At 67.1% G+C, this 13,059-nt stretch carries 14 protein-coding genes; 10 read left to right on the top strand and 4 right to left on the bottom strand.

The genetic code is table 11. The features are described 5' to 3' along the window. Positions 1 to 12 precede the first annotated feature (12 nt). Positions 13 to 1,197 carry an efflux RND transporter periplasmic adaptor subunit gene (locus M9978_RS14900; protein ID WP_254294539.1) on the bottom strand — a complete coding sequence of 395 codons (1,185 nt, stop codon included), beginning with the start codon at positions 1,195 to 1,197 and terminating at the stop codon, positions 13 to 15. Between the two features lie 125 nt (positions 1,198 to 1,322). Then, positions 1,323 to 2,192, bottom strand: coding sequence for a metal-dependent hydrolase (locus M9978_RS14895; RefSeq protein WP_254294537.1), 870 nt, complete (start codon positions 2,190 to 2,192; stop codon positions 1,323 to 1,325). A 33-nt stretch (positions 2,193 to 2,225) separates the two neighbouring features. Here M9978_RS14895 and M9978_RS14890 point away from each other — a divergent pair, with 33 nt between their 5' ends. The 10 genes from M9978_RS14890 to M9978_RS14845 all read left to right on the top strand — a co-directional run bounded on the left by M9978_RS14890 (position 2,226) and on the right by M9978_RS14845 (position 11,244). Further along, positions 2,226 to 2,849, top strand: coding sequence for a TetR/AcrR family transcriptional regulator (locus M9978_RS14890; RefSeq protein WP_254294535.1), 624 nt, complete (start codon positions 2,226 to 2,228; stop codon positions 2,847 to 2,849). 4 nt (positions 2,850 to 2,853) lie between these two features. Further along, the gene (obgE, locus tag M9978_RS14885) at positions 2,854 to 3,903 is read left to right on the top strand and encodes a GTPase ObgE (protein ID WP_254294533.1); all 1,050 of its coding nucleotides are present in this window, start codon (positions 2,854 to 2,856) and stop codon (positions 3,901 to 3,903) included. 51 nt (positions 3,904 to 3,954) lie between these two features. Next, positions 3,955 to 4,749 carry a MipA/OmpV family protein gene (locus M9978_RS14880; RefSeq protein WP_254294531.1) on the top strand — a complete coding sequence of 265 codons (795 nt, stop codon included), beginning with the start codon at positions 3,955 to 3,957 and terminating at the stop codon, positions 4,747 to 4,749. A gap of 40 nt (positions 4,750 to 4,789) precedes the next feature. After that, on the top strand, positions 4,790 to 5,893 hold the full coding sequence (gene proB, locus M9978_RS14875; protein WP_254294529.1) for a glutamate 5-kinase: 1,104 nt from the start codon (positions 4,790 to 4,792) through the stop codon (positions 5,891 to 5,893). Further along, the gene (locus M9978_RS14870; protein ID WP_254294527.1) at positions 5,890 to 6,792 is read left to right on the top strand and encodes an NAD-dependent epimerase/dehydratase family protein; all 903 of its coding nucleotides are present in this window, start codon (positions 5,890 to 5,892) and stop codon (positions 6,790 to 6,792) included. The genes proB and M9978_RS14870 overlap by 4 nt, the downstream gene beginning before the upstream one ends. Before the next feature lie 215 nt (positions 6,793 to 7,007). Then, positions 7,008 to 7,253, top strand: a complete 246-nt coding sequence (locus M9978_RS14865; RefSeq protein ID WP_254294525.1) for an acyl carrier protein — start codon at positions 7,008 to 7,010, stop codon at positions 7,251 to 7,253. 1 nt (position 7,254) lies between these two features. Continuing rightward, the gene (gene spt, locus M9978_RS14860) at positions 7,255 to 8,508 is read left to right on the top strand and encodes a serine palmitoyltransferase (RefSeq protein ID WP_254294523.1); all 1,254 of its coding nucleotides are present in this window, start codon (positions 7,255 to 7,257) and stop codon (positions 8,506 to 8,508) included. Positions 8,509 to 8,602: 94 nt separating this feature from the next. Further along, the gene (lptF, locus tag M9978_RS14855; protein ID WP_254294521.1) at positions 8,603 to 9,802 is read left to right on the top strand and encodes an LPS export ABC transporter permease LptF; all 1,200 of its coding nucleotides are present in this window, start codon (positions 8,603 to 8,605) and stop codon (positions 9,800 to 9,802) included. After that, on the top strand, positions 9,799 to 10,899 hold the full coding sequence (lptG, locus tag M9978_RS14850; RefSeq protein WP_254294519.1) for an LPS export ABC transporter permease LptG: 1,101 nt from the start codon (positions 9,799 to 9,801) through the stop codon (positions 10,897 to 10,899). The genes lptF and lptG overlap by 4 nt, the downstream gene beginning before the upstream one ends. A 99-nt stretch (positions 10,900 to 10,998) precedes the next feature. Further along, positions 10,999 to 11,244, top strand: a complete 246-nt coding sequence (locus M9978_RS14845) for a hypothetical protein (RefSeq protein ID WP_254294517.1) — start codon at positions 10,999 to 11,001, stop codon at positions 11,242 to 11,244. On the opposite strand, the gene M9978_RS14840 is transcribed toward M9978_RS14845, so the two are convergent. Together M9978_RS14840 and M9978_RS14835 are read right to left on the bottom strand one after the other, a co-directional pair. Beyond that, entirely contained in the window at positions 11,245 to 11,862 is a 618-nt protein-coding gene (locus M9978_RS14840) for a hypothetical protein (protein WP_254294515.1), read from the bottom strand. Between the two features lie 76 nt (positions 11,863 to 11,938). Continuing rightward, positions 11,939 to 13,036 (bottom strand): fatty acid desaturase family protein, encoded by a 1,098-nt coding sequence (locus M9978_RS14835; RefSeq protein WP_254294513.1) that lies wholly within the window; start codon positions 13,034 to 13,036, stop codon positions 11,939 to 11,941. Positions 13,037 to 13,059 lie beyond the last annotated feature (23 nt).

Genomic DNA, 13,059 nt, shown 5'->3' with positions numbered 1-13,059 from the left:
CGCTTCGGTCCTTTAGCGGACGGTGGCTTGACTCGACGCAGGCTCCTCGATCGGCTTGGTCGGCGCTGCCTGCTTGGTCGCGTCCGGCTTGATCACGCCCTTTTTCGGGCTGACCGGCGCGCCCGGCTGCAACCGCCCGATGCCGGTGATGATCACGCGATCGGTCGGCGCGAGGCCGTCACGGATGATGCGCAGCCCCTCTGCCTTGGCGCCGATCTCGACCACGCGCGGGGTCGCCTTGTTGTCCTTGCTGACGACATAGACGAGGCGGCGGGTCTGGTCGGTGACGATCGCCTCGTCGGGTACCAGCATCGCGCGATAGGTGCCCGATCCCAGCAGGCGCGCACGCCCGAACATGCCCGGCGTCAGGAATCGCGTCGGATTGGGCACCACCGCGTGCGCGCGGATCGTGCCGCTGTTGGGATCGACCGCATTGTCGAGGAACGCCATGCGCCCGTTCCAGCGATAGTCATTCTCGTCGGCGAGCTGGATCTGCACCGGATTGGCGGTGGTGCGCGACGAGCCGCGCTCGCCGCGCGCATCCTGCCGCAGATTCTTGAGGTAGAAGCTCTCCGCCCCCTCGAACTCGAACCAGATCGGGTCGAGCGAGACGATGCGGGTGAGCACGGTCTGACCGTCGGCGACCGAATCGCCGATGCTGACCTTGCGGTCCGAGACGCGCCCGCTGAACGGTGCGCGGACGGTGGTGAAGCCAAGATTGAGCTGTGCCGCCGACGCCGCCGCCTGCCCCGCCGCGAGATCGGCAGCGGCGGCGCGTTCGGCCGCGACGTTGGTCTCGAGCTCCTCGGCGCTCACCGCCTGCGCAGCGGCGAGCTTGCGGCTGCGCGCGGTCACCTGCCGGGCATTGGTCAGCGCCGCCTGCGCGCGCGCGATCTGTGCCTGCGCCTGCATCAACGTCGCGCGGTACGGCCGCGGGTCGATCGTGAACAGCGGCTGGCCCTGGCGCACATCCTGGCCGTCGCGGAAATGCACGCCGGTGATCACGCCGTTGACGCGCGCGCGGATCTCGACATCCTCCGGCGCAACGAAGCGCCCGGTATAGTCGTCCCAGTCGATTACTTCACGCTGCAGCGGGGTCGCGAAGGTCACTTGCGACGGCGGCGGCGCGGCCGGTTGCTGCGCGCCGCTACAGGCCGCGAGAAGCGTAAGACCAAGAATAGCGAAAGCCGCTCGCATGCATATTCCCCTTTGCTGCAATGCGGCAATTGGGACTTCGTTACGGGTGTTTCAACCCCGCAACGGACAATTTCTGAAATTGTTCGTTCAGTAATCCCCATCGCCAATGATGGAGATTGAACGGCTCAGGCAGCAGCTGGCAAAACCGCCGCTTCATAGGCGCTGTCGGCCTTCGCGATCAGCGCGCGGTCGTCGTGATTCCACGGATGAAAGCCCGGAAGGAAATAGCTCAGCCACGCCGGAATCATCCGCGTCACCAGCCCCGGCGACACCAGCAGATACCGCGCCACCGCTGCTCTCGCACGCCAGCCGGTGATGCCGTCCTGCCGCAGCAATTCCAGCGTCCCTTCGATCCGGTGCGCCCAGAAGGTGCCGGTGATCAGCATCATCGTCAGCGACTTGATCTTCCACCGCCGCCACCGGCTCATGCCGCGCGTCGCGTGCAGATAAGTATCATAGGCGACACCCTTGTGCTCGATCTCCTCGAGCGCGTGCCAGCGCCACATCTCGCCATTCTCGGCGTCGGCGCCCGCGAGGTGGCTGGGGTTACGCAACAGCTGCGACGCCAGGATCGCGGTGTAATGCTCGAGCGCCATCGTCGCCGCGAGCTGGACGATCGCCGGCCGCGCCCGCGCGATCTCCAGCACCTGATCGATCCGCGCCTCCAGCCGGCTGATGTCATAGCCATGGTCGAGCACGCGCTTGTTGAACGCGACATGCTCGCGGCTGTGCACCACTTCCTGCACGGTGAACGCCTTGATCTCGCGTGCGAGCTTGTCGTCCACGCCTTCGCGGAACTGCTTCACGCTCTCGATGAAATAGGCCTCGCCCTTGGGAAAGGTGACCGACAGCGCATTGTAGAACGCCGTCGCCACCGGATCGCCGTTCAGCCACCAGCGGTCCTGCCGCGCGGCCCGTCCGAAGCGCCGGTCGCGCGGCGTGATCGTCAGGTCGGCGGGAGTCTTTGCGTTCGACACGGTTTTCCTCCAAGGCATCGTGGCATTGGAAACTAGCGCTTACTTACACAGATGTCAATAACACCCCTCCCCGAACGGCGGCGCCTCAGCCCCGAGGAATCGCGTGACGCCGCGCTCGAAGCCGCACGCGCGATCCTGATCGAAGCCGGCCCGCAGGCGGTGACGCTCAAGGCGGTCGCCGCACGCATCGGCCGCACCCATGCCAACCTGCTCCACCATTTCGGTTCGGCCGCGGGGCTTCAGCGCGCGCTCGCGCGCAGCCTCGCTGAGACGGTCTGCACACGCATCGCCACGCTGATCACTGAGGCTCGCGCCGACCAGAGCCAGCGCAGCGAGGACAAGCCGCGCCAGGTCGTCGATCTCGCCTTCGACGCCTTCGACAAGTCCGGCGCCGGCGCGCTCGCCAGCTGGATGATCCTGTCGGGCAATGAGGACGCGCTCGACCCGATCCTCGAGACGATCCACCAGCTGGTCGATCAGATCGCCGAGGTCGAGGGCGAGGAATCGAGCGTCGAGTTGCGCGAGGACACGCTCAGCCTCGTGCTGATGGCGATGGGCGACGCGCTGCTCGGCGAACCGCTTGCCAAATCGCTCGGCCTGCCGCGCGGCGCGGCGCGCGAAATCGCGCTGCGTCAGCTGATCGCTTCGCCGCGCTTCGAAAAGATGTGGGGCTGATCCAGTGCATTTCCTCGACCAGGCCAAGATCTACGTCAAATCCGGCTGGGGCGGCGGCGGCGCCGTCGGCTTCCGGCGTGAGAAGTATATCGAATATGGCGGCCCCGACGGCGGCGACGGCGGCAAGGGCGGCGACATCATCTTCGAAGCCGTGCCCGGCCTCAACACGCTGATCGACTTCCGCTACACCCAGCATTTCCGCGCCCAGCGCGGCCATGGCGGATCGGGCAGCAACAAGACCGGTGCGGGCGGCGACGATCTCGTCATCAAGGTCCCCGTCGGCACCCAGATCCTCGCCGATGACGAGGAACGCACTTTGCTCGCCGATCTCACCAAGGCGGGCGAACGCATCGTCTTCCTGCGCGGCGGCGACGGCGGCCGCGGCAATGCGAGCTACAAGACCAGCACCAACCGCACCCCGCGCCAGCACGGCACCGGCTGGCCGGGCGAGGAAGCCTATGTCTGGCTGCGGCTCAAGCTGCTCGCCGATGCGGGGCTGGTCGGCCTGCCCAATGCCGGCAAGTCGACCTTCATCAACGCCGTCACCAATGCGCAGGCCAAGGTCGGCGCCTATGCCTTCACCACCACCCGCCCCCAGCTCGGCGTGGTGCGCCACAAGGGCAACGAATTCGTCGTCGCCGACATCCCGGGCCTGATCGAGGGCGCGGCCGAAGGCGCCGGCATCGGCGACCGCTTCCTCGGCCATATCGAGCGCTGCAAGGTCCTGCTCCACCTCGTCGACGCCAATGACGTTGACGTCGGCGAGAGCTATCGCATCGTCCGCGATGAGCTCGACGCCTATGGCGCGGGCCTGCTCGACAAGAAGATCATCGTTGCTCTCAACAAGATCGACATGCTCGACGACGAGCTGATCGCGGCGCTGTCCGCCGAACTGGAGGAAGCCAGCGGCGCCGAGGTCATCGCCATTTCGGGCGCGGCCGGCATCGGCCTCGACTGGGCGCTCGACAAGCTGCTCGAAGCGATCGGCCCCGATCATGCGCGGGTGAGCGAAGACGACGAGGGCGAAGACGAACTGGAATGGTCGCCGATCTGACGGAACACCGGGCACCCCGGCTCGTTCGCGCCGCGTAACATCGGAGTATCCATGCCCGTCCGCACCTTCACGCTCGTCGCGCTCGTCATCGCGACGCCCGCCGCCGCACAGACCGACGCGCCAGAGGCAGAACGCGAGCCGATGCGCACGCGAATCTATGCCGGGCCGCAATTGTCCCCCGCCACGCCGGGCGCATCGGACCTGTCGTTCGGCCCGTTCTTCGACATCTCCCGCGCCCGCGGCGACGATCCCTTCCCGTTCGAGGCGCCCGACGAGAGCTTCGGCTTCACCATCGCCCGCACCGGCGGCGTCGAGTTCGGCCCGGCGCTGGGGTTCGAGAGCAAGCGCAAGCCATCCGATATCGGCCTCGCGCTGCACGAAGTCGATTTCAGCTTCGAAATCGGCGGCTTCGTCCAGACGTACCTGGCCGACCAGCTGCGCGTCCGGGCGGAGGCGCGCAAGGCGGTGAGCGGCCATCGCGGGTGGGTGGGTGAAGTCAGCCTCGACTATGTCTGGCGCGACCGCGACGACTGGATGTTCTCGATCGGTCCGCGCGTCGCCCTCGCCGATGCCGGCTATCACCGCGCCTGGTATGGCGTCACCCCGGCAGACAGCGTCGCATCCGGCCTGCCGACTTACAGCCCGGGCGGGGGGATCGAGAGCGTCGGCGTCACTGCGGGCTATCTGCACCAGCTCAGCCGCCGCTGGGGCATCGCCGCCTATGCTCGCTACGACCGGCTGGTCGGCGACGCCGCGGCTTCGCCCTATGTTCGCACCGCCGGCTCGCGCAACCAGCCCTCGTTGGGGTTCGCGCTCAGCTATACGTTCGGGGGCAAGCAAGACTGAGATTGGCGACGGGGGCCGCGCACGCTAAGCGCGCGTCACGATGCATCTCTTCCCGCCCGCCTCCTGCCCGCGTCTCGTCGTCAAGATCGGCTCGGCGTTGCTCGTCGATCCCGAAGGCGCGATCCGCCGCGGCTGGCTCGAAGGCATCGCCGCCGACATCGCCGCGCGCGTGGCTGCGGGCCAGCAGGTCGCGGTCGTCTCGTCCGGCGCGATCGCGCTCGGCGCCCGCCGCCTCAAGCTCGTCAAGGGCGGCCGCGCCAGCCTCGAGGACGCGCAGGCCGCCGCCGCCACCGGCCAGATCGCGCTGTCGCAGGTCTGGGCGGAGGTGCTCGCGGCGAACGGCCTCACCGCCGCGCAAATGCTGGTCACGCTCGACGATCTCGAGGACCGCCGCCGCTACCTCAACGCCGCCGCCACGCTCGGCCGCCTGCTGTCGCTCAATGTCGTCCCGATCATCAACGAGAATGACAGCGTCGCCACCGCCGAAATCCGCTTCGGCGACAATGACCGCCTCGCCGCGCGCGTCGCCCAAGCAGCGGACGCCCACGGCGTCGTGCTGCTCAGCGACATTGACGGCCTTTACGACCGCAACCCCGCTCTGCCCGGCGCGGAGCATATCGCCACGGTCGAGCGGATCGACCGCCGCATCGAGAATATGGCCGACCGCGGCTCGGCCTCGGGCATGGGCTCGGGCGGCATGGTCTCGAAAATCGAGGCGGCGCGCATCGCCGCCAGTGCCGGCGTGTCGCTCGCCATCGCCAATGGCCGCATCGACCGCCCGCTCTCCGCCGACGCCCGCCACACCGTCTTCCTCCCCGAAAAGCGCACCCGCGCGCGCAAGGCGTGGCTCGCCGGTCGCCTCACCGCCAAGGGCAGCATCACCGTGGACGAAGGCGCGGCAAAGGCGCTCGCCGAGGGCCGCAGCCTGCTCGCGATCGGCGCGACGTCGATCCGCGGCATGTTCTTCCGCGGCGATCTGGTGACGATCGAAGGTCCCAACGGCCCGATCGCGCGCGGCCTCGCCGAATATGACGCCGCCGACGCACAGGCGATCCTCGGCATCCGCAGCGAGGATCAGGCCGACCGCCTCGGCTACGCCCCGCGCTCCGCGCTGGTCCACCGCAACCACATGGCGCTGCTGTGACCACCCTCGCCCTCACCGGCGCCACCGGCTTCGTCGGCAAGGCAACGGTGGACAACGCCCTCGCCCGCGGCTTCCACGTCCGCGCGCTCACCCGCCGCGATCAGCCGCCGCGCGACGGCGTCACCTGGGTCAACGGCACGCTGGCGAAAGAGGACAGCCTCGCCCGCCTCGCCAGCGGCGCCGACGCGGTGATCCACATCGCCGGCGTCGTGAACGGGTCGAAGCTCGATTTCATCCACGGCAATGTCGACGGCACCCGCAACATGGCCGCCGCCGCGGCCTCGATGGGCGTCAAACGCTTCGTCCACGTCTCGTCGATGGCCGCCCGCGAGCCGGACCTGTCCGAATATGGCCGCTCGAAGGAACGCGCCGAGCATGCGGTGCGCAAGTCCGGCCTCGACTGGACCATGATCCGCCCGCCCGGCGTCTATGGTCCCGGCGACCTCGAAATGCGCGACGTCTTCCGCATGGCAAAGCTCGGCCTCGTCATCCTGCCGCCGCCGGGCCGCATCTCGCTGATCCATGTCGCCGACCTCGCCCGCCTGCTCGTCACGCTCACCGCCACCGATCCCGGCCGCGAAACCTATGAATGCGACGACGGCCATGACGGCGGCTACACGCACAGCGAATTTGCGCGGCTGGTCGGCGCTGCGGTCGGCAAGCGGCCTTTGCCCCTGCCCATGCCCCGCGCGCTGCTCAAATTCGCCGGCTGGGCCGACCCGTTCTTCCGCGACAGCTTCGCCAAGCTCACCCCTGACCGCGCCGCCTATCTGTGCCACCCCGACTGGACCGCCACGCCCGACCGCCGCCCGCCGGCCAGGCTCTGGGCGCCCCAGATCGCCACGCCCGAGGGGTTGAAGCAGACCGCCGACTGGTATCGCGCCAACCGGCTGCTTTAGCTTGAAATGTAGGATTTCGCCTGCTTGGCTCAGCCGATGACGCCGCCCCTCGCCAACCGCTGATCTGCCGCGCATGACACCCCCCAAAACTGTCAACTTCCCCTCAGGACACTGTCAACTTCGATCATTTTGGGTAGGTCACGCTCCGCCCCAACCTCACCCCGTTTCCGCCGCAATCGCTTGGCACTGCGGGCACAGCAATCTAAGGACCGCGCATGAGCGACCGTAACGACATCTTCGCCACCGTCTCGGCCCAGATCGAGCCCTTCAACAAGAAGGGCATCGAACTCACCGACGCCACCACCTTCGCCGGCGATCTCGAATGGGACAGCCTGACCGTGATGGATTTCGTCGCAGCGATCGAGGACGAATTCGACATCATCATCACGATGAACATGCAGGCCGAAATCGAGACCGTCGGCCAGCTGGTCGATGCGGTGCAGAAGCTGAAGGCCGACTGAGATGACCGACGCGATCGCAACGCCCGACGCGCCGACCGAACTGGTTGGCGCGAAGCCCGACCTGATGAGCAAGTTCGACGCGATCATCGCCGAACGCCGCGCGCTGCTCGATGCCGGCTTCACCGATCCCTATGCGGTGGTGATGGAGCAGGTGAAGTCGCCGACCGAAGCGGTGATCAAGGGCAAGGACACGATCCTGCTCGGCACCTACAATTACATGGGCATGACGTTCGACCCGGACGTCATCGCCGCGGGCAAGGCTGCGCTCGATCAGTTCGGCAGCGGCACCAATGGCAGCCGCATGCTCAACGGCACCTTCCGCGACCATATGGAGGTCGAACAGGCGCTGCGCGACTTCTACGGGACGACCGGCGCGATCGTCTTCTCGACCGGCTACATGGCCAATCTCGGGATGATCTCGACCCTCGCCGGCAAGGGCGACTACATCATCCTCGACGCGGACAGCCACGCCTCGATCTATGACGGCTGCAAACAGGGCGTCGCCGAAATCGTCCGCTTCCGTCACAACAGCGTCGAGGACCTCGACAAGCGCCTCGGCCGCCTGCCGCCCGAAGCCGGCAAGCTGGTGGTGCTGGAGGGCGTCTATTCGATGCTCGGCGACATCGCCCCGCTCAAGGAAATGGTCGCCGTCGCCAAGAAGCACGGCGCGATGGTCCTCTCGGACGAAGCGCATTCGATGGGCTTTTACGGCCCCAACGGTCGCGGCGTGTACGAGGCGCTGGGGTGCGAGGGCGATGTCGATTTCATCGTCGGCACCTTCTCCAAATCGGTCGGCACGGTTGGCGGCTTCTGCGTGTCGAACCACCCGAAGTTCGAGGCGATCCGCCTCGCCTGCCGCGCCTACATCTTCACCGCCAGCCTGCCGCCTTCGGTGGTGGCCACCGCCGCGACCTCGATCCGCAAGCTGATGACCGCGACCGCCAAGCGCGAGCGGCTATGGGACAATGCCCGCACGCTCCACGCCGGGCTCAAGGAAATGGGCTTCAAGCTCGGCACCGAAAATGCCGACAGCGCGATCATCGCCGTCATCCTGACCGATCAGGTGCAGGGCGCGGCGATGTGGCAGACGCTGCTCGAAAACGGCCTGTACGTGAACCTCGCCCGCCCGCCCGCCACCCCGGCCGGCACCTTCCTGCTGCGCTGCTCGCTCTGCGCCGAACATACGCCGGAACAGATCCAGCGCGTGCTCGGCATGTTCAAGGCGGCGGGCCAAGCGGTGGGTGTCATCGCGTAACGCTAACGGGTGGATTTACTGGTCTCATTCGATATAGCTGCCCGTCCCAGCCGGTTCGTCCGGCGAGCTTGATGATCTAGGGCGCAGCTTCCGAATGACCGCACTCGACCGGTACATGGCGCGCCTGATCGCGGTTCCGCTGATCTCGACGCTGCTGATCTCGGCGATGCTGCTGGTGCTCGACCGCATGCTGCGCCTGTTCGACTTCGTCGCGAGCGAGGGCGGGCCGGTCAGCGTGGTGTGGCGGATGCTCGCCAACCTGCTGCCCGAATATCTCGGCCTCGGCATTCCGATCGGGCTGTTGCTCGGCTGTCTCCTCGCGTTCCGCCGCCTCGCGACCTCGTCCGAGCTCGACGTGCTGCGCGCCGTCGGCATGAGCTACGGCCGCATGCTGCGCGTGCCGTACATGTACTGCCTGCTGCTGGCGGGCCTAAACCTCGCCATCGTCGGCTACATCCAGCCCTATGCCCGCTTCAACTATGAGGCGCTGCGCTTCGAGCTGCGCACCGGTGCGCTGGGCGCGTCGATCAAGGTCGGCGAGTTCACCAACATGGGCGACCGCATGACACTGCGGATCGAGCGCAGCGAGGACGAGGGCCGTAATCTCTCGGGCATCTTCGTCAACGCCCGCGCCCCCGGCGGCGATCAGGTGTCGGCGACCGCGGAAAAGGGCCAGTTCCTCCGCACTGACGATCCCGACGTCATCATCTTCCGCCTGACCAAGGGCACGCTGATTCACCAGTCGCCCAAGTTCGGCACGCCCCGCGTGCTGACCTTCGATGCGCACGACCTGCCGATCGACCTGCCCAAATTCGAGCAGTTCCGTCAGCGCGGCGAGCGCAATCTCGAGCTGACCTTGCCCGAACTGGCGCGGATGGGCGGCGATCCCAAAGAGACCGAGAAGAAACGCGACACCAGCCGCTCCGCCTTCCACTTCCGCGTAGTCGAGGTGGCGACGATGTTCCTGCTGCCCTTGCTGGCGCTCGCGCTCGGCGTGCCGCCCAAGCGATCGACCTCCGCGCTCGGCGTGTTCGTGTCGATCGTGATGATCGTCACCTATCACAAGATCAACGAATACGCCCAGTCGATCGGCAGCCTCGGGCGGATCGATCCGATCCTCGCGCTATGGGGGCCATTCCTGATCTTCGCCGGGCTGGTGATCTGGATGTTCTACACCATTGCCTTCGTGCCCGGCGGCCAGCCGATCGGCGCGCTCGAGAAATTCTTCGCCAAGACATGGAAGGCGATCCGCCGCTATCTGCCCGGACGGCGGCGCAAGGCGGTGTCGGCATGAGCGGGCTGACCGACTTCTTCCCGTCGCGGACGGTGTCGCTCTACATGGCGCGTTCGTTCCTGATCAACACCTTCGCCTTCCTGTTCGGGCTGGTGCTGATCCTCCAGACGCTCGACCTGCTCAGCGAATCCGGCCGCATCCTGACCTATCCCGGCAATGGCGACGCGCAGGTGTGGAAATATGTGAGCCTGCGCACGCCGCAGATCATCGCGACCTTCCTGCCCTTTTCGGTGCTGCTCGGTACGATCATCACGCTCTCGACGCTCAACCAGAACAGCGAAGTGATCGCGATGAAGGCGTCGGGGCTGTCGGCGCATCAGGTGCTGGCGCCGCTGATGCTCGCCGGGCTGGGTGTCGCGGCGATCTCGTTCACCTTCAACGACCGCATCGTCTCCCGCGCCAGCGCCACGCTCGCGCAATGGAAGAAGGTCGAATACGGCCCGCTCCCCGTCGATCGCGGCGACCGCAGCAATGTGTGGGTGCGCGACGGCACCCACCTCATCCACGTCCAGCAGATTCGCGGCCGCGGCGATGCGGCGCAGCTGGCTGGCGTGACCGTCTATGAACGTGAGGGCGCGGTGCTCAAGTCACTGGTCAGCGGCAAGCGCGCGACCCGCGACGGCAGCGGCTGGCGCCTTCCCGCCGCGCAGCGCTTCGACGTCGCCGGCGGCACGATGACGCCGCTCGGCACCATCAAGATCGGCGACGGTGTGCGGCCCGATCAGTTCACCCTGTCCAACGTCGACGCCGAATCGATGTCGTTCGGCGCGCTGCGCGAGGCCGTGAGCGATCTCAAGGCGGCTGGACGCCCGACCAAGGCGCTCGAAGGTTCGCTGTGGCACAAGCTGTCCGGCCCGCTGTCGGCGGTGCTGATGCCACTGCTCGGCGCGGTCGCGGCGTTCGGCATCGCGCGGTCGGGCAAGCTGTTCGTCCGCGCCGTGATCGGCATGGGCCTCGGCTTCCTCTACTTCGTCGCCGACAATTTCGCGCTCGCGATGGGCAATCTCGGCGCCTACCCGCCATTTCTCGCCGCCTGGGCGCCGTTCCTGCTGTTCGCGATGATCGGCGAAGCGGTGCTGCTCAAGACCGAGGAATAGGGCGGCACGGCCGCGATCTGCCCTCTGTATCTTGAGTCGTATTTGTTGTAACCAACGGCCATGCCGCCGCGTGGCGAGATGGAGAAGCAAGTGATTGTAATGTCGATGTTGATGGCTGCCGGCCTGGCAGCCACCCCGGCGCTGGCGCAGGACGCGCCGCAGGGGAAGGCCAAGGATCCGACCAAGCTGGTCTGCAAGAAGGTCGCCCCGGTCGGCACGCGCATGGGCAAGCGCGATTGCCGCACACAGCAGGAATGGGACAAGCAGGGCGAGGCCGCCCGCCGCGGACATAGCGAGGGTGAGCGAAACGTCACCCGCTTCGACAACAGCTCGCCCGCTTTCTAATCAGCCGCGCGATCCCTGGGCGCTGGTGAGGCCGCGATACAGCGCGGTGGCCGCCAGCGCCCGGAACGACTGCAAGTCGATTTTCGACGTCTCGCCCGGGTTCAGACACGGCTGAATGCCTTTGGCGAGCGATTCGGCCGACTGACGCTCGGCGTCGCTTCCGGGTTCGCTCATCGCCAAACCCTGCGCTGCCTTCGGGTTACGCGCCGCGACGCACAACGCGAAATCCTCCGACGCATTCAGCGACGTTACCTTGACCAGTTCGGCAGAGACCCGCTTCAATCCGACGCGGTCGAGCTCGGTGGTCAGGAAATGCTCGGCCAGCCCGCTCACCATGCCCGACGAGCGCACCGAGACTTGCAGCTTCGATCCGCCGTTGAGGCAATTGTCACCGCCCGACATTGCGTCGCGCAGCAGACTTTCCTGATCGGGGCTGAGATAGGGTTTGGCCAGCGCCTGCCGCGCCCAGCGCGGGCGCGACTTGGCGAGACAGGCCGAGAGGTTGCGCAGCGTCACGCGCTCGGCCGCGGAATCGACGCTGGGCTGCACCGCCGCCTCCTGCGCCTGTCCAGCGGGGATCGCCGCGCCGAGCGCCATCGCGAATACCAGCTTCAACATCCCATCTCTCCCGTTCGCTTCCGGCGCATCATGCGCGGCGCGAATGTTCAGGACAAGTGGTTGAATTGATACGCCGTCAGGCGGCGCGGCGGCCCATCGTGCTGGCTGCAAGGCGACCCATCAGCCCGCGTAACGTCGGATAGTTTGCGCCATGATAGGTGGTGCCCTGCCCCAGCGCCGCCGACAGCCGCCGATGCGCCTCCGCCAGCGAATGATAGGGCAGGCTAGGCAGCAGATGGTGAAGCGCATGGAAGCGCAGTCCGACCGGCGCCCACAACCACGGCAGCACGCCGGTCGGCACATTGACGCTGTCGAGATATTGCGCGGTCACCGTCAGCGGCTCGCCGTCATTCTCCCACAGATGCGCGACCAACGTGCGGACCTGATTGAGCATCGCCACTGCCGAGATCACGCCCATGAAGACGAGGAACGGCTTGAGCGCCAGCACGCCGGTGGCCACCGTCGCGATCAGCGCGACCGCGACGAGGGTAGCGCCCGCCTCCTGCCAGCGCCACTGGCGCGCGAACTCGCCCTCGGGCGCTCGGCGCTCGAACGACGGGTTGATCTGCAAGCCCGAATAGCGCGCAACGACCAGCCGGCGCAGCCGCGGCGACAGCATCGAGATCGGGCCGAGCAGGCCGAAGCGTAGCAGTAGCCCGACCGGCATCAGCACCGAGACGAGCAGGAACAACGGCAAAGTCCACGGCTTCATCAGCGCGAGCGGCAGATATTCCGGGTCCTCCGCCGTGCCATAACGCGTGCGCGAATGGTGGAGGCTGTGAATCCCCTCGTACATGAAGGACGGCAGCATCATCGGCATGCCAAGCAGCAGGTTCCAGCCGACGCGAAACCCGGGCAGGTCCGAATGTTTGAGATGCGTGATCTCATGGATGAACAGGCTCGCGCGGTAGAGCGCCAGCACCGCCAGCACGCCCGAAGCGATCGCCCAACCAGTCGCAGGCAGCAGGATCGCGCCGGCCAGCGCAGCATAGCCGACCGCGGCCGAGCCGAGGAAATCGCCCCAATAGATCACCGGATTCGGCTTTTGCAGGTCGCGCGTCAGATCGGCGGCGGCGCGCAGCATGGCGCGGTCGTCGGCCATGCCGGACAGCCGGATCCTGGCGCCGGCGACCGCCGCCGGAACGTCCGTCGTATCGAGGGCAAGCGTATTCATGCGATGAGCCATTGGCAGGAGAT

The organism is Sphingomonas tagetis (assembly GCF_024211275.1).
In the GTDB taxonomy this organism is placed as follows: domain Bacteria; phylum Pseudomonadota; class Alphaproteobacteria; order Sphingomonadales; family Sphingomonadaceae; genus Sphingomonas; species Sphingomonas tagetis.
This window is presented reverse-complemented; position numbering and strand designations above follow the sequence as displayed.